Origin of the sequence: Enterobacter sp. 61D5 (assembly GCF_034107965.1) — a bacterium.
GTDB classification, from domain to species: Bacteria; Pseudomonadota; Gammaproteobacteria; order Enterobacterales; family Enterobacteriaceae; genus Enterobacter; species Enterobacter cloacae_M.
The window spans coordinates 171758-184779 of sequence record NZ_JAWNFK010000004.1 but is presented as its reverse complement, the minus strand read 5'-3'; the positions used below and the strand labels follow the sequence as shown (position 1 = coordinate 184779).

At 53.1% G+C, this 13022-nt stretch carries 10 protein-coding genes and 3 tRNA genes; 7 read left to right on the top strand and 6 right to left on the bottom strand.

Annotated features, from left to right (window positions below; all coding sequences use genetic code 11):
• The first annotated feature begins 182 nt into the window (after positions 1-182).
• Positions 183-1418: an ion channel protein gene (locus UTM25_RS03805; protein ID WP_194400317.1), complete on the top strand. Its 1236-nt coding sequence runs from the start codon at positions 183-185 to the stop codon at positions 1416-1418.
• On the opposite strand, the gene ipdC is transcribed toward UTM25_RS03805, so the two are convergent.
• Entirely contained in the window at positions 1419-3077 is a 1659-nt protein-coding gene (gene ipdC, locus UTM25_RS03800; protein WP_194400315.1) for an indolepyruvate decarboxylase, read from the bottom strand.
• A gap of 185 nt (positions 3078-3262) precedes the next feature.
• Here ipdC and mgrA point away from each other — a divergent pair, with 185 nt between their 5' ends.
• Together mgrA and UTM25_RS03790 are read left to right on the top strand one after the other, a co-directional pair.
• Positions 3263-4261 carry an L-glyceraldehyde 3-phosphate reductase gene (mgrA, locus tag UTM25_RS03795; RefSeq protein ID WP_194400313.1) on the top strand — a complete coding sequence of 333 codons (999 nt, stop codon included), beginning with the start codon at positions 3263-3265 and terminating at the stop codon, positions 4259-4261.
• Positions 4262-4388: 127 nt separating this feature from the next.
• Entirely contained in the window at positions 4389-4742 is a 354-nt protein-coding gene (locus tag UTM25_RS03790) for a DUF2502 domain-containing protein (RefSeq protein ID WP_194400311.1), read from the top strand.
• A gap of 32 nt (positions 4743-4774) precedes the next feature.
• On the opposite strand, the gene UTM25_RS03785 is transcribed toward UTM25_RS03790, so the two are convergent.
• Positions 4775-6013: an Nramp family divalent metal transporter gene (locus UTM25_RS03785; RefSeq protein WP_194400308.1), complete on the bottom strand. Its 1239-nt coding sequence runs from the start codon at positions 6011-6013 to the stop codon at positions 4775-4777.
• Between the two features lie 348 nt (positions 6014-6361).
• On the opposite strand from UTM25_RS03785, the gene UTM25_RS03780 reads away from it, so the two are divergent.
• Positions 6362-7549: a NupC/NupG family nucleoside CNT transporter gene (locus UTM25_RS03780; protein WP_008501591.1), complete on the top strand. Its 1188-nt coding sequence runs from the start codon at positions 6362-6364 to the stop codon at positions 7547-7549.
• Positions 7550-7594: 45 nt separating this feature from the next.
• Here the strand turns inward: UTM25_RS03780 and UTM25_RS03775 are convergent, their stop codons facing one another.
• The 3 genes from UTM25_RS03775 to UTM25_RS03765 form a co-directional block, all read right to left on the bottom strand.
• Positions 7595-9787 carry an EAL domain-containing protein gene (locus UTM25_RS03775; protein WP_194400306.1) on the bottom strand — a complete coding sequence of 731 codons (2193 nt, stop codon included), beginning with the start codon at positions 9785-9787 and terminating at the stop codon, positions 7595-7597.
• 213 nt (positions 9788-10000) lie between these two features.
• Positions 10001-10076 (bottom strand) — tRNA-Ala (locus UTM25_RS03770).
• A gap of 41 nt (positions 10077-10117) precedes the next feature.
• Positions 10118-10193 (bottom strand) — tRNA-Ala (locus tag UTM25_RS03765).
• A 217-nt stretch (positions 10194-10410) separates the two neighbouring features.
• Between UTM25_RS03765 and UTM25_RS03760 the strand changes: the two genes are divergently transcribed.
• Both UTM25_RS03760 and UTM25_RS03755 read left to right on the top strand, forming a co-directional pair.
• The gene (locus tag UTM25_RS03760; protein WP_033146143.1) at positions 10411-10773 is read left to right on the top strand and encodes a YfeC-like transcriptional regulator; all 363 of its coding nucleotides are present in this window, start codon (positions 10411-10413) and stop codon (positions 10771-10773) included.
• Position 10774: 1 nt separating this feature from the next.
• On the top strand, positions 10775-11158 hold the full coding sequence (locus tag UTM25_RS03755) for a YfeC-like transcriptional regulator (RefSeq protein ID WP_033146144.1): 384 nt from the start codon (positions 10775-10777) through the stop codon (positions 11156-11158).
• A gap of 53 nt (positions 11159-11211) precedes the next feature.
• Here the strand turns inward: UTM25_RS03755 and gltX are convergent, their stop codons facing one another.
• Positions 11212-12627 carry a glutamate--tRNA ligase gene (gltX, locus tag UTM25_RS03750; RefSeq protein ID WP_194400304.1) on the bottom strand — a complete coding sequence of 472 codons (1416 nt, stop codon included), beginning with the start codon at positions 12625-12627 and terminating at the stop codon, positions 11212-11214.
• 258 nt (positions 12628-12885) lie between these two features.
• Between gltX and UTM25_RS03745 the strand changes: the two genes are divergently transcribed.
• Positions 12886-12961 (top strand) — tRNA-Val (locus UTM25_RS03745).
• The last annotated feature ends 61 nt before the right edge of the window (positions 12962-13022 follow it).

Here is a 13022-nt window from a genome sequence, read left to right as displayed (position 1 = left end):
AAAATAAATCTTTGGGACACTGTAAATTCAAGGCGTGATAACAACAACGACCGGAAGGTGAATGCCCATGGATTATCGATCTTCGTCACAGAATAACTTTACCGTTTCAGCACCTTTTGCACTATTGCCATAAGGCCTAATGTGCAAAGTAACGTTATACCGTTTTGTACAAGGAAATCATCATGCTCCACCCGCGAGCCAGAACCATGCTGCTGCTGGCCATTCCGGCGTTAATCATTGGCGTGGCCTCAAGCCTGGTGCTCATTGTCGTGATGAAAGTCGCGTCGGTGCTGCAAACAATGTTATGGACAGCGCTTCCGGCAAAACTGGGGGCCACCGCTGATTCTCCTGCCTGGATCGTTGTGATGCTGACGTTGACCGGTATTGCGGTAGGCCTGGTGATCCGTTTCAGTCCTGGCCATGCCGGCCCCGATCCGGCGCAGGAACCGCTGATTGGCGCCCCAGTTCCCCCTTCGGCACTGCCCGGGCTGCTCATTGCGTTGATAATCGGTCTGGCCGGCGGCGTCAGCCTGGGGCCGGAGCATCCAATTATGGCGGTGAATATTGGCCTGGCGGTTTTCCTCGGTTCACGCATTTTGCCCCGCGTCGGCGCGCTGGACTGGACCATCCTCGCCTCCGCAGGCACCATCGGGGCACTTTTCGGCACGCCCGTCGCTGCCGCACTGATCTTTTCTCAGACGCTCAGCAGCAATAACGACGTCCCGCTGTGGGATAAGCTGTTTGCCCCGCTGATGGCAGCAGCCGCTGGCGCGCTGACGACCAGCCTGTTTTTCCATCCCCACTTCTCACTCTCCCTCCCCCACTACGGCCAAATGCAGATAGCCGATATTTTCAGCGGCGCCATCGTCGTCGCGATCGCCATCGCGCTGGGAATGGTGGCGGTATGGTGTCTTCCTCGCCTGCACCGGCTGATGCATAAACTCAAACACCCGGTGTTAGTTCTCGGGGCCGGTGGTTTGATCCTCGGTATTTTAGGGGCAGTCGGCGGGACGGTGACGTTGTTCAAAGGTCTGGATGAGATGCAGCAGCTGGCCTTCAGCCAGGTGTTTAGCGTCTCCGACTATCTGCTGTTTGCCGTGATTAAGCTGGCCGCGCTGGTGGTGGCTGCAGCCTGCGGTTTCCGCGGAGGACGCATTTTCCCGGTGGTCTTTGTCGGCGTAGCGCTGGGGCTGATGCTGCACGAACACGTCGATGCGGTGCCTGCGGCCATTACCGTCTCCTGCTCTATTCTGGGGCTGGTTCTGGTGGTCACGCGCGATGCCTGGCTCAGCCTGTTTATGGCGGCGGTAGTGGTACCCGATTCGACGCTTTTCCCCCTGCTCTGTATCGTGATGTTGCCCGCCTGGCTCCTGCTGGCGGGCAAACCGATGATGATGGCCTGGCGAAACGACAAGTAATCAGGCGCTATTGCGCGCTTCCAGCGCTTTAGTAATCGCTCCCAGCAGCGGCGGGATATCGGCCTTCGGCAGCATCACCTCAATCAGCGAGAGCCGCTCGTGGTGCGCCACTTTCTCAAGGACATCCGCCAACTGCTCCGCTTCACTGACCCGCCAGCACTGGGCCTGAGGATCAAGGCTCAGGGCCTGCGGGATTTGCGTCCAGTTCCATAGCGCAATATCGTTATATCGCTGTTCCGGCCCGTGGATCGCTCTTTCCACCGTGTACCCTTCGTTGTTAAGGACCAGGATGATGGGGTGTTGTTTATCCCGCAGCATCGAGCCAAGCTCCTGTATGGTGAGCTGCGCCGCGCCATCCCCCGTCAGCACAATCACGCGCCGGTTTGGGCAGGCGGTTTGCGCGCCAAACGCTGCGGCCAGGGTGTAGCCGATCGATCCCCACAGCGGCTGGACGATAAAATTCACATCAGCCGGAAGACGAAGGTCGATCGCGCCGAAGGCCGAGGTGCCCTGATCCGCAAGGATGATGTCTCCCGGGCGGATAAACGTCTGCAACGTTTTCCAGAAATTGTCCTGCGTCAGCGAGCCATCCGGCTGCGGATAGGCCATCGCGCTTTGAGACGGCGGTGCCGGCGTATCGTGCACGTGCTGTTTACAAAGCTCCACCAGCGTTTCGATTGCCTGAAGCATGGGGATGCCGGTAAACCAGACGTCACCAACGCGTGATGCATGAGGCTGAACTTCAATTGTTTGTGACGGGGTTAGCTGATGCGTGAAGCCAGCGGTCAGGGTATCGGTAAATCGCGTCCCGATGCACAGCACCGTGTCTGCCCCTTCAATCGCCTCTTTTACCGCACCGGCGCTCGCCGAACCGCTGTAGGTGCCGTAAAAACCGGCGTGACGCTCGTCAAATATGCCTTTACCCATCAGCATGGTGGCGTGTGCCATCGGCACGTCCTTGACCCATTTCTGTAGTGCATGCTTCAGGCCGTGGCGCAGGACGAGGAAATCGGCCAGCAGCGCAGTACGCTTGCTTCTTGCAAGCGTGTTCTCTGCGGCATCCCGGAACGCTTTCAGGCAGGCGCTATCGGCATGCGCATGGCGGAGCGTGAGAGCGTTTACAGGAGGCGTGGCGGCTTTTTTTGCCACATCCGCAGGCAGCATCAGATAGCCGGGACGACGCTCCCGGAGCATGGTAGTTAATACCCGGTCAATCTCGTAACAGGCGTTTTGTTCGGTCAGGATCGCCTGTGCAACGGTGATCGGTTCGCTCATATGGTAAAAATGACGAAACTCACCGTCGCCCAGCGTATGGTGCAGCAACTCTCCTCTTTGCTGTGACGCCGTACCCGGCGCGCCCACAATATGCAGCACCGGAACGTGCTCGGCGTAGCTGCCCGCAATGCCGTTCATGGCGCTTAACTCTCCTACACCAAATGTCGTCAGCAGCGCGGCAAAACCCTTACATCGGGCGTATCCGTCCGCGGCATAGGAGGCGTTTAACTCGTTGGCACAGCCCACCCAACAGATATCCGGGCTGTCTATCACATGGTCGAGAAACTGCAGGTTATAGTCGCCCGGCACGCCAAACAGATGATCGGCTCCACAATCTGTAAGACGGTCCAGCAGGTAATCGGCGACGCAGTATGGGGTACGCATGAACAGGTATCCTTCTAATGTTGACCTCACCTTGAGTATTAAATAAGCGTGATGACTGTCCAGAATTGGCGATAAGAAGAGCATGGAAAGAATGCTTTACAAAAAAGGCTGCGCTATGCTGATTTTTTTCGCGTTAATGTAAACGCATACACTGATTTTTTTCTTCAGCGCCAGAGGTCATGAGAATGGGTTATCAGCCGGACAAAAATCGTTATCGGACAATGGAGTATCGTCGCTGCGGGCGAAGCGGACTCAGGTTGCCCGCCATCTCGCTTGGGCTGTGGCATAACTTTGGCGACACCACGCTTATCGAAAACAGCCGTCAACTTTTACAGCGCGCGTTCGATCTGGGCATTACGCATTTCGACCTTGCCAACAACTATGGCCCGCCACCGGGATCGGCCGAACGTAATTTCGGCCGTATTTTGCAGGAGGATTTCCTGCCCTGGCGAGACGAGCTGATCGTCTCTACTAAAGCAGGTTATACCATGTGGGAAGGCCCTTACGGCGACTGGGGTTCACGCAAATATCTGCTGGCAAGCCTCGATCAAAGCCTGAAGCGCATGGGGCTGGAGTATGTGGATATTTTCTATCATCACCGTCCTGACCCACAAACGCCGCTGCTGGAAACCATGAAAGCGCTTGACCATACGGTGCGCCAGGGAAAAGCCCTGTATGTCGGGTTATCCAACTACCCTGCAGAACTGGCCCGCAAGGCGATTGATATCCTTGACGATCTCGGTACGCCCTGCCTGATCCACCAGCCGAAATACTCTCTTTTTGAACGTGCGCCGGAAGAGGGGCTGCTGAACGTGCTGCAGGAAAAAGGGGTCGGCTGCATTCCCTTCTCGCCGCTGGCCGGTGGACAATTGACAAACCGCTATCTCAACGGCATTCCGGCAGACTCACGCGCGGCAAGCGGCAGTCAGTTCCTGAACCCTGACCAGATCACCGAAGAGAAGCTGGAGAAGATAAGAAAGCTGAACGCCATGGCGGAAGAGCGCGGTCAGAAGCTGTCCCAGATGGCGCTGGCCTGGGTATTACGCCATGAGAACGTGACGTCAGTGCTGATTGGAGCAAGTAAAACGGCTCAGATTGATGACGCCGTGGGGATGCTGGAAAACCGCCATTTCTCTGCTGAAGAACTGGTCCGTATTGATACAATCCTGAACAGCTCAAAATAAAATCACTTTTAGCAAAAAGTGCTCTCATTCAGCAATTCGGAGTTGAGGCGATGAAACGAGGCTTTACCAACTCGTAATATTGCGTTAACAGGCCCCACAAGGGCCCCGATCGTGAAGGAGAAAGAGTATGTTCAGGTCACTGATTCTTGCAGCGGTATTAATGGCTTCAGCCCCGCTGATCGCCAATGCGGGCGAAATCACCCTGTTGCCATCAGTAAAATTACAAATTGGCGATCGTGACGACTACGGCAGATACTGGGACGGTGGCTACTGGCGCGACCGTGACTACTGGAACCGTCACTATGAGTGGCGCGGAGACCGCTGGTGGAAACATGATAACGGCAGACACCGCGGCTGGTACAAAGACAACGCGTATGAGCGCGGCTACCGTGAAGGCTGGAACGATCGTGACGACCGTCGCGGCGGTTGGGATCGCGGCGGGAAAGGACGCGGCCACGGTCATGGCCACGGTCACCATTAATGCAAAAAGGAGCCTCCCGGCTCCTTTTTCTTTTAGAGTCCCAACGCGGTGCCAATCAGCAGCCACAGGTTTAGCGCCACTACCACCACCACGATGGCCCACCCGGTCCGTTTCACCAGAGTAGAGTTAACCAGTTCGCCCATCAGGTTTTTGTTGCTGGTAAAGATCAGCAGCGGCACCAGCGCCAGCGCGATACCAAAACTCAGCAGCACCTGGCTCATAACCAGAATTCGCGTAGGGTCGAGCCCCATCAGGATCACGATAAATGACGGTAGCATGGTGACGGAGCGACGAACCCACAGCGGAATATGGAAGCGGACAAACCCCTGCATCACCACCTGGCCTGCCAGCGTGCCCACCACCGTAGAAGAAAGACCGGCAGCCACCAGGCTGAGACCAAATATCGTGGCGGCAGCATGGCTCAGTAAGGGCTCCAGCGTGAGATAAGCCTGGTCGAGATCGGCAATACCGGTGTGGCCGTTAAAGTGGAAAGCGGCGGCAGCGGTAGCCATCATCGCCAGATTTACAAACCCCGCGATGGTCATGGCAATCGCCACGTCCCATTTGGTGGCGGAGTAACGCTCTTTGCGCGTCCCACCGTGGAGATGCTGAGTCAGCGAGGAGTGCAGGTAAATCACATGCGGCATGATGGTCGCCCCCAATACCCCGGCAGCAAGGAACACTGCTTCCGAGGTTGGCAGGCTTGGGATTGCCATACCTTTACCGAGCTGCACCAGATTCGGCTGTGAGAAAATCAGCTCCACGATATAGGCCGCCGCGACAAACAGCAGCAGACCGCCGATAACCTTCTCCAGCGGCTTTTGACCCCGACGCTGCAGCATCAGGATCAGGAAAGTGGCAATCCCGGTCAGCACAGCCCCCTGCAACAGCGATACGCCCAGAATCAATTTAAACCCGATCGCTGCGCCAATAAATTCAGCGAGGTCAGTGGCCATGGCGATGATTTCCGCCTGAACCCAGTAGAGCCAGACGGCCGGTCGCGGATAATGGTCGCGAATTTGCTCCGCCAGGTTTTTACCTGTGGCAATCCCCAGCTTTGCGGAGAGCATCTGAATCAGCATCGCCATCAGGTTAGCCCAGACGACCACCCACAGCAGCTTATAGCCGAAGCTGGCCCCGGCCTGAATATTGGTCGCAAAGTTACCTGGATCGATATAGCCAATGGCAGCGATGAACGCAGGTCCCATTAATGCAAACCGCAACTTGCGCGCGGCTCTGCCACTGCTACCCTCTACGCGACTGTTTGTCATTTCTGCCTCTGAAATATAGCCTTTGCTATGTTTAATGCTATCAAAATGAGAATGATTATCAAGATCATTTGTAAAGTTTGCAGTGATTTCTCTGATAGCTTTGAACGATAGACGGGCGGGTAAGCTGGGCGATCTAACAGAAATTCAAATCGCGGACACTTTTGTGAAGACTAGCACACAAACTTAACTTTTCACTCATTTACCTAACATAACAAAAATGTATTGTGGATCACTATTTTTGAGACTCGTCACAGGATGTAACTATAGTGTGTCCTCGATCTCGTTTTCTTTTCACTTGTTACATAGAATGTGCAAGAAAATTAAACCTGCCTCATATTTGGAGCAAATATGGACCGCGTCCTTCATTTTGTCCTGGCACTTGTTGTCGTTACTGCACTCGCATTGCTGGTCAGCACAGACCGCAAAAAAATTCGTATTCGTTATGTTGTCCAACTGCTGGTCATTGAAGTTTTACTTGCGTGGTTCTTCCTGAACTCCAACGTAGGCCTCGGCTTCGTGAAAGGCTTCTCCGAAATGTTCGAAAAACTGCTCGGATTCGCCAACGAAGGGACGAACTTTGTCTTCGGTAAAATGAACGACGAAGGTCTGGCGTTCTTCTTCCTGAAGGTTCTCTGCCCTATCGTCTTCATCTCCGCGCTGATCGGTATTCTGCAGCACATCCGCGTTCTGCCGTTCGTTATTCGTGGAATTGGTTTCCTGTTATCCAAAGTGAACGGCATGGGCAAGCTGGAATCCTTCAACGCCGTCAGTTCCCTGATCCTCGGTCAGTCTGAGAACTTCATCGCGTATAAAGATATTCTTGGCAAAATGTCCCGTAACCGCATGTACACCATGGCGGCAACCGCAATGTCTACCGTTTCCATGTCTATCGTGGGCGCGTATATGACCATGCTGGAGCCAAAGTATGTTGTTGCGGCGCTGGTTCTGAACATGTTCAGCACCTTTATCGTTCTGTCGCTGATCAACCCGTACCGCGTTGACGCCAGCGAAGAGAACATTCAGATGTCAAACCTGCACGAAGGCCAGAGCTTCTTCGAAATGCTGGGTGAGTACATTCTGGCCGGCTTCAAAGTGGCGATTATCGTTGCCGCCATGCTGATCGGCTTCATTGCGCTGATTTCTGCGCTGAACGCCCTGTTCGCCGCGGTGCTGGGTATCTCCTTCCAGGGTATTCTGGGCTACATCTTCTATCCGGTTGCATGGGTGATGGGTGTTCCTGCTCACGAAGCGCTGCAGGTGGGCAGTATCATGGCGACCAAACTGGTTTCTAACGAGTTCGTTGCGATGATGGATCTGCAGAAAATCGCCAGCACGCTTTCTCCGCGCGCGGAAGGTATTCTGTCCGTGTTCCTGGTCTCCTTCGCGAACTTTTCGTCCATCGGTATTATCGCCGGTGCGATTAAAGGTCTAAACGAAGAACAGGGTAACGTGGTTTCTCGCTTTGGCCTGAAGCTGGTTTACGGCTCTACCCTGGTGAGCGTACTGTCTGCTTCTATCGCGGCACTGGTTCTGTAACGTTTACCGTTAAACAAAAAACCGGGAGCCTGTCTCCCGGTTTTTTTATACCCGTAACTCTTCCAGCGGTTCGGGTTTGCCTATCAGATATCCCTGCAGGTAGTCCACACCAAAGCGGAGCAGCATCTCGCGCTGCGCCGGTGTTTCTACATATTCAGCAACCACGCACAGCGATTTTGTCTTCGCCAGATTACAGATCGACTGCACGATCATCGCATCCATATCATCGGTACAAATGTCTTTAACAAAGCAGCCGTCAATTTTAATGATGTCTGCCTGCAGGCGTCTGAGGCGCTCGTAGTTGGCGTAGCCGGTACCAAAATCATCTATGGCAATCCGGAAACCGTAATCCCGCAGCTGCTGAATATTGTGGATGCTGCAGCCTGAATTTGAGAAGGCCTGCTCTTCGGTAATCTCAATCACGACGGACTGAGGCGCAACGCCGTAGCGTTCAAAGAGCGCGCAAATCTCGGTCGCCACCTCTTTTTGCATCAGCGTGAGCGGCATCAGATTAACGGAGAAACGGGCGCCAGCCTGCGTTGAAGGGTGATCTCGCAGCCACAGCAGTAATTTCTCCATGACGCACATATCAAACCGGTGGCTGAGGTTGAACTGGGCAATCAACGGAATAAAGCGGTCAGGAGTGAAGATCTCGCCCTCGCTCTCCATACGCGCCAGAATTTCGTAGTAGCCGCTCCCGTCCGCCTTCTGGATCGGTTGCGCATATAAATGGAACTGGCCCGCCTCCAGGGCATGCTTAATCCGCGCCAGCATCAGGACTCGCTCTGTCGTTTGCCCTGATGCCGCCTCGAGGCTATTCGTGAGTGCAAGCACGTTGTTTGTTGTTCCGCAGGATTGCTCGGCCAGCCAGCTCAGCTGCCCCAGCGTGTGGTGCAGTTTTTCGCCGTTTTCGACCATTCCCCAGGACGCACCGAATTCAATATCAAGCCCGGTGTTGTTCCAGAAAATCTTACGGCTGTTCAGCCGATCAACCATATGCTGGAGGCGCTCAGAGGTTCCCGGGCCCAGTAGTACCAGCACAAGCTCGCTTCCGGGGAGCTGGAAGAGCGTCTCATCTTTTTGCAAGAGAGGCTGCAGCGACGTGGCGATCGTACGTTTGCAATGGACCCGCATGAGGATCCCATAGTGGCGGCTCAAAAATTCCAGGTTATCCATACGCAGAATGCTCACTTTTGCATCCGGGTGAATCTCGAGATAATCCTCCAGCGCACGAATATTGGGCAATCCGGTCAGCGGATCGGTGAGCGCCCTCCCCTGCCAGCCCCGCTTAAGCCACTCGCTGCGCTGGTAAATGCGCGACATGTAAAGCAGACAGATCGCGAACGAGATAAGCACGGACAGAATAAAAGAGAGCGAATGGCCCGATTCCACCCCGTTAAGGAAGTTGTAGTTGTAGGTCAACAGCAGGAGCGCAGATACAGCCCACAGCAGAGAAATCAACGCATAGGTCAGTCGGCTTATCGCTAAGGTAAAAAGAATAAAAATCAGCGGCATCAAATAGCCCGCAATGACGGGAGATTCAAAAGGACCACATAAAATGACGAGAATGAAACTTAAAAGCATCAGCCAGACAAAAATATATAATGAATTCTTGTGAAAAAACACGGGCTTCACGCTTCGTCGCCAGAAAGTTATTGCATAACGAGGATTAATTATCATTCTTAACGGGTAATAGAACATCATGGTAAAAATCAATGCCGCACATATCAGGCTTTGTATATCCACAACGTTATAAATTACCGTCCCTTCGCCAAAAAAGGTCGAAATTGTCACCGGAAAATCAAACAAATAGCCCGCCAAATACATCGACAGTTTAATCCCTATTGGCACCATAAAACCGAGCCAGAATATCCGTAATCCGATGTGCTTGTTAGGGATAGAGTAGCGCCAACGCTTACCCAGCATGATACGCAGAATGCCGCACGCCGCGAACAACGCAAAGGTCTGACAGAACAGTAATACTGAATATTGTAGCGGTGCTAAATTTACATAGAATAAATTAGTGACAGTAAAACCTAACAAAATGGGAAGAATAGCCCTGCGTCCAAATAGCAGAATTACCGCCAGCATTACGCTTAAAGGTAACCATGCTAAATAAACGTCGTGACCATTAACAATTGCGCGGGGAGAGAGATAACGGGAGACAGGTACCGCAATCAGGCATAAAGCCAGAGCAATCATAAATATCTTTACATTATTGTAAGTTTTTCTATTCATTAACCAGGGCGTTATTTTCCGAGAGAATTATTGACCGGATGGATAATATGTTTATTAATTGCGCGAATCAAGTTCAAGTCTATTTTTAGACTGGTTTATTGATGCCGATTGAGGTGAGGTACAGAAATACCTTCTTTTTGATAACAAAATAGGGTGGCGGGTGTTACAAACACATAAAAAAAACCCTCGTCTTTTGACGAGGGTTTACAATTTTGGTGGAGCTAAGCGGGATCGAACCGCTGACCTCTTGCATGCCATGCAAGCGCTCTCCCAGCTGAGCTATAGCCCCACATGTTACTTTACTGACCGCACTCTGTTGGGTTCAGAGTTTGGTGGAGCTAAGCGGGATCGAACCGCTGACCTCTTGCATGCCATGCAAGCGCTCTCCCAGCTGAGCTATAGCCCCATCGTAAAGCTGTCATGTTGACGGGCGGCATAATATGAATTCCGCCGCGGGGTGTCAACGGCAAAATCAATCCCAGCCATTCAATCGCCGAAAAATCATGCAAATGAATCACTTTGCGAGCCTGCTCGCAGCCAGGAGTTAAGCCTGTCACGTTTTCACGTAAAACGGTGCTATAAAATGAGCCGTTAATTAACCCCACTGATATTCAGGAAATTGCATGATCAAGGAACGAATGACGCCAGAAGAGTTAGCCCTCCTCACTGGCTATAGCCGCCAGACCATCAATAAATGGGTACGCAAAGAGGGTTGGATTACATCACCAAAACCAGGCGTCCAGGGCGGGAAAGCTCGCCTGGTACATGTGAACGAAAAAGTCCGTGACTTTATCCGCAGCGCACGTCGGGCAACTGAAACGTCCGAACTGCCAGAAGGCGTCAGTCATGATAGTTCGCTTCACACGCTGCTCCTGACGTTGGCCAATGAAATGACGCCGGAAGAGCAGAAGCAGATGACATCGCTGTTAATGCGGGAAGGGATTACCGGCTTGTTGCAACGTTTAGGGATTCGCGATCAGAACTGATATGAAAAAATTACGCAGCAAAATGACCACGGAAGAGCTGGCGGAAAGTTTGGGCGTTGCCAGACAAACGGTTAATCGCTGGATACGCCAGCAGGGATGGAAAACCGAAGGCCTCAACGGCGTGAAGGGTGGTCGCGCGCGGCTCATTCATATTGATGCGCGCGTGAAGGAACATATTATGAGCCTCCCTGCGATCCGTAACCGTCAGGCGGTTTACCATCTCGCTGAGGTCACCGCTTCATACAGTGAACCCTCTTCAAACCTGTCTCCGGGCATTATTGAGACGCTGGAGAGTATGACTCAGCCAGAGCAGAGGCGTCTGGACGCCTTATTGAAACGCGAAGGCATACACGGCTTTCTTACGCGACTCGGTCTCACGGAATAAGAGGCATAAAAAAACGGCAGGTTACCCTGCCGTTTTTTTTATCTGGGGCTTAATTACTGCTGATTTTCACGTTCAGCGATAAAGTCCAGCGCCTTGTTAATACGCGCCACGCTGCGTGACTTGCCGATGGCGTGAACCGTCACATCCAGCGCCGGAGACTGACCCGCCCCGGTCACCGCAACGCGCAGTGGCATGCCGACTTTACCCATACCGACTTCCAGTTCGTCTGCTGTCGCCTGAATGGCGTGATGCACATTCTCAGCGGTCCACTCGGTAAGGGCCGCAAGCTTGTCGCGCACCACTTCCAGCGGCTGACGCGCAACCGGACGGAGGTGCTTCTTCGCGGCGTCCGCGTCGAACTCTTCAAACTCTTCATAGAAGTAGCGGCAGCTTTCGGCAATCTCTTTCAGAGTTTTGCAGCGCTCGCCGAGGAGTTTCACCAGGTCCGCCAGCTCAGGGCCAGTGCGGGTATCAATATTTGCCTGCTCAATATGCCACTGCAGATACGTTGCCACATATTCTGGCTGCATGGTGTTGATGTAGTGATGGTTCAGCCACAGGAGCTTGTCGGTATTAAATGCGCTCGCTGATTTGCTTACAGAGCTTAGAGAGAACAGTTCGATCATCTCTTCGCGGCTGAAGATCTCCTGGTCACCGTGGGCCCAGCCCAGACGCACCAGATAGTTCAGCAGCGCTTCCGGCAGATAACCGTCGTCGCGATACTGCATCACGCTTACCGCACCGTGACGTTTAGACAGTTTTTTCCCATCATCACCGTTGATCATGGAGACGTGCGCATAGACAGGCACAGGGGCGTTCAGCGCTTTCAGGATGTTAATCTGACGTGGCGTATTGTTGATATGGTCTTCACCACGGACAACGTGGGTAATTTCCATATCCCAGTCGTCAACCACAACGCAGAAGTTGTAGGTTGGAGAACCGTCGGTACGACGGATGATCAGATCGTCCAGCTCCTGGTTGCTGAATTCAATTGGGCCACGGATCTGGTCGTCAAAGATCACCGATCCCTCTTGCGGGTTAGCAAAACGCACCACGCAAGGCTCATCAGCAGCATGCTCGCTATGGTCGTGGCGGCAGCGGCCGTCATAACGCGGCTTTTCACCGTTAGCCATCTGCGCTTCACGCAGCGCATCCAGACGCTCTTTAGAGCAGTAGCATTTATATGCCGTGCCCGCGACCAGCATTTCATCAATGACAGCGTTATAGCGGTCAAAGCGTTTGGTCTGGAAGTAAGGACCTTCATCCCATTCCAGATTCAGCCAGTTCATCCCATCCATAATGGCTTCAATTGCTTCTGGCGTGGAGCGCTCAAGATCGGTGTCTTCAATACGCAGCACGAACTCACCTTTGTTGTGGCGTGCGAAAAGCCAGGAATAGAGAGCGGTACGTGCACCACCGACGTGCAGATAGCCTGTCGGGCTCGGCGCGAAGCGAGTTTTGATTTTCATGAAATGGCCTTACGTTATAAAGATGCCGGCAATCGGCAAATCCTGGGGAAAAAACGATGGGCAATATTCTATCACTGTGGGGGGATTCCTCAATGTTGATCCCTTTATCGTGACCGAGTTTGCGATTTTTGTTTAGAAATCATGCGCCATTGCCCGTTTCGCGATCGTTTTGTTTAATTTTACGACGAACGAATAAAAACTTTAGAAAATGCGTTGACTCATTTTCAACTCTCCCTATAATGCGACTCCACACAGCGGGGGTGATTAGCTCAGTTGGTAGAGCATCTCCTTTACACGGAGGGGGTCGGCGGTTCGAGCCCGTCATCACCCACCATCTACTTAGGTAGACTCGCAGTGTAGATAAGAATTGAGATTGGGCGATTAGCTCAGTTGGT

What these genes read in the sequence shown, in the direction of transcription:
- UTM25_RS03805 (WP_194400317.1), top strand. Translation starts at nt 183, where the DNA reads ATGCTCCACCCGCGAGCCAGAACCATGCTGCTGCTGGCCATTCCGGCG.
- UTM25_RS03785 (WP_194400308.1), bottom strand. Translation starts at nt 6,013, where the DNA reads ATGACAAACAGTCGCGTAGAGGGTAGCAGTGGCAGAGCCGCGCGCAAG.
- gltX (WP_194400304.1), bottom strand. Translation starts at nt 12,627, where the DNA reads ATGAAAATCAAAACTCGCTTCGCGCCGAGCCCGACAGGCTATCTGCAC.
- UTM25_RS03760 (WP_033146143.1), top strand. Translation starts at nt 10,411, where the DNA reads ATGATCAAGGAACGAATGACGCCAGAAGAGTTAGCCCTCCTCACTGGC.
- UTM25_RS03775 (WP_194400306.1), bottom strand. Translation starts at nt 9,787, where the DNA reads ATGAATAGAAAAACTTACAATAATGTAAAGATATTTATGATTGCTCTG.
- UTM25_RS03780 (WP_008501591.1), top strand. Translation starts at nt 6,362, where the DNA reads ATGGACCGCGTCCTTCATTTTGTCCTGGCACTTGTTGTCGTTACTGCA.
- UTM25_RS03790 (WP_194400311.1), top strand. Translation starts at nt 4,389, where the DNA reads ATGTTCAGGTCACTGATTCTTGCAGCGGTATTAATGGCTTCAGCCCCG.
- ipdC (WP_194400315.1), bottom strand. Translation starts at nt 3,077, where the DNA reads ATGCGTACCCCATACTGCGTCGCCGATTACCTGCTGGACCGTCTTACA.
- UTM25_RS03755 (WP_033146144.1), top strand. Translation starts at nt 10,775, where the DNA reads ATGAAAAAATTACGCAGCAAAATGACCACGGAAGAGCTGGCGGAAAGT.
- mgrA (WP_194400313.1), top strand. Translation starts at nt 3,263, where the DNA reads ATGGGTTATCAGCCGGACAAAAATCGTTATCGGACAATGGAGTATCGT.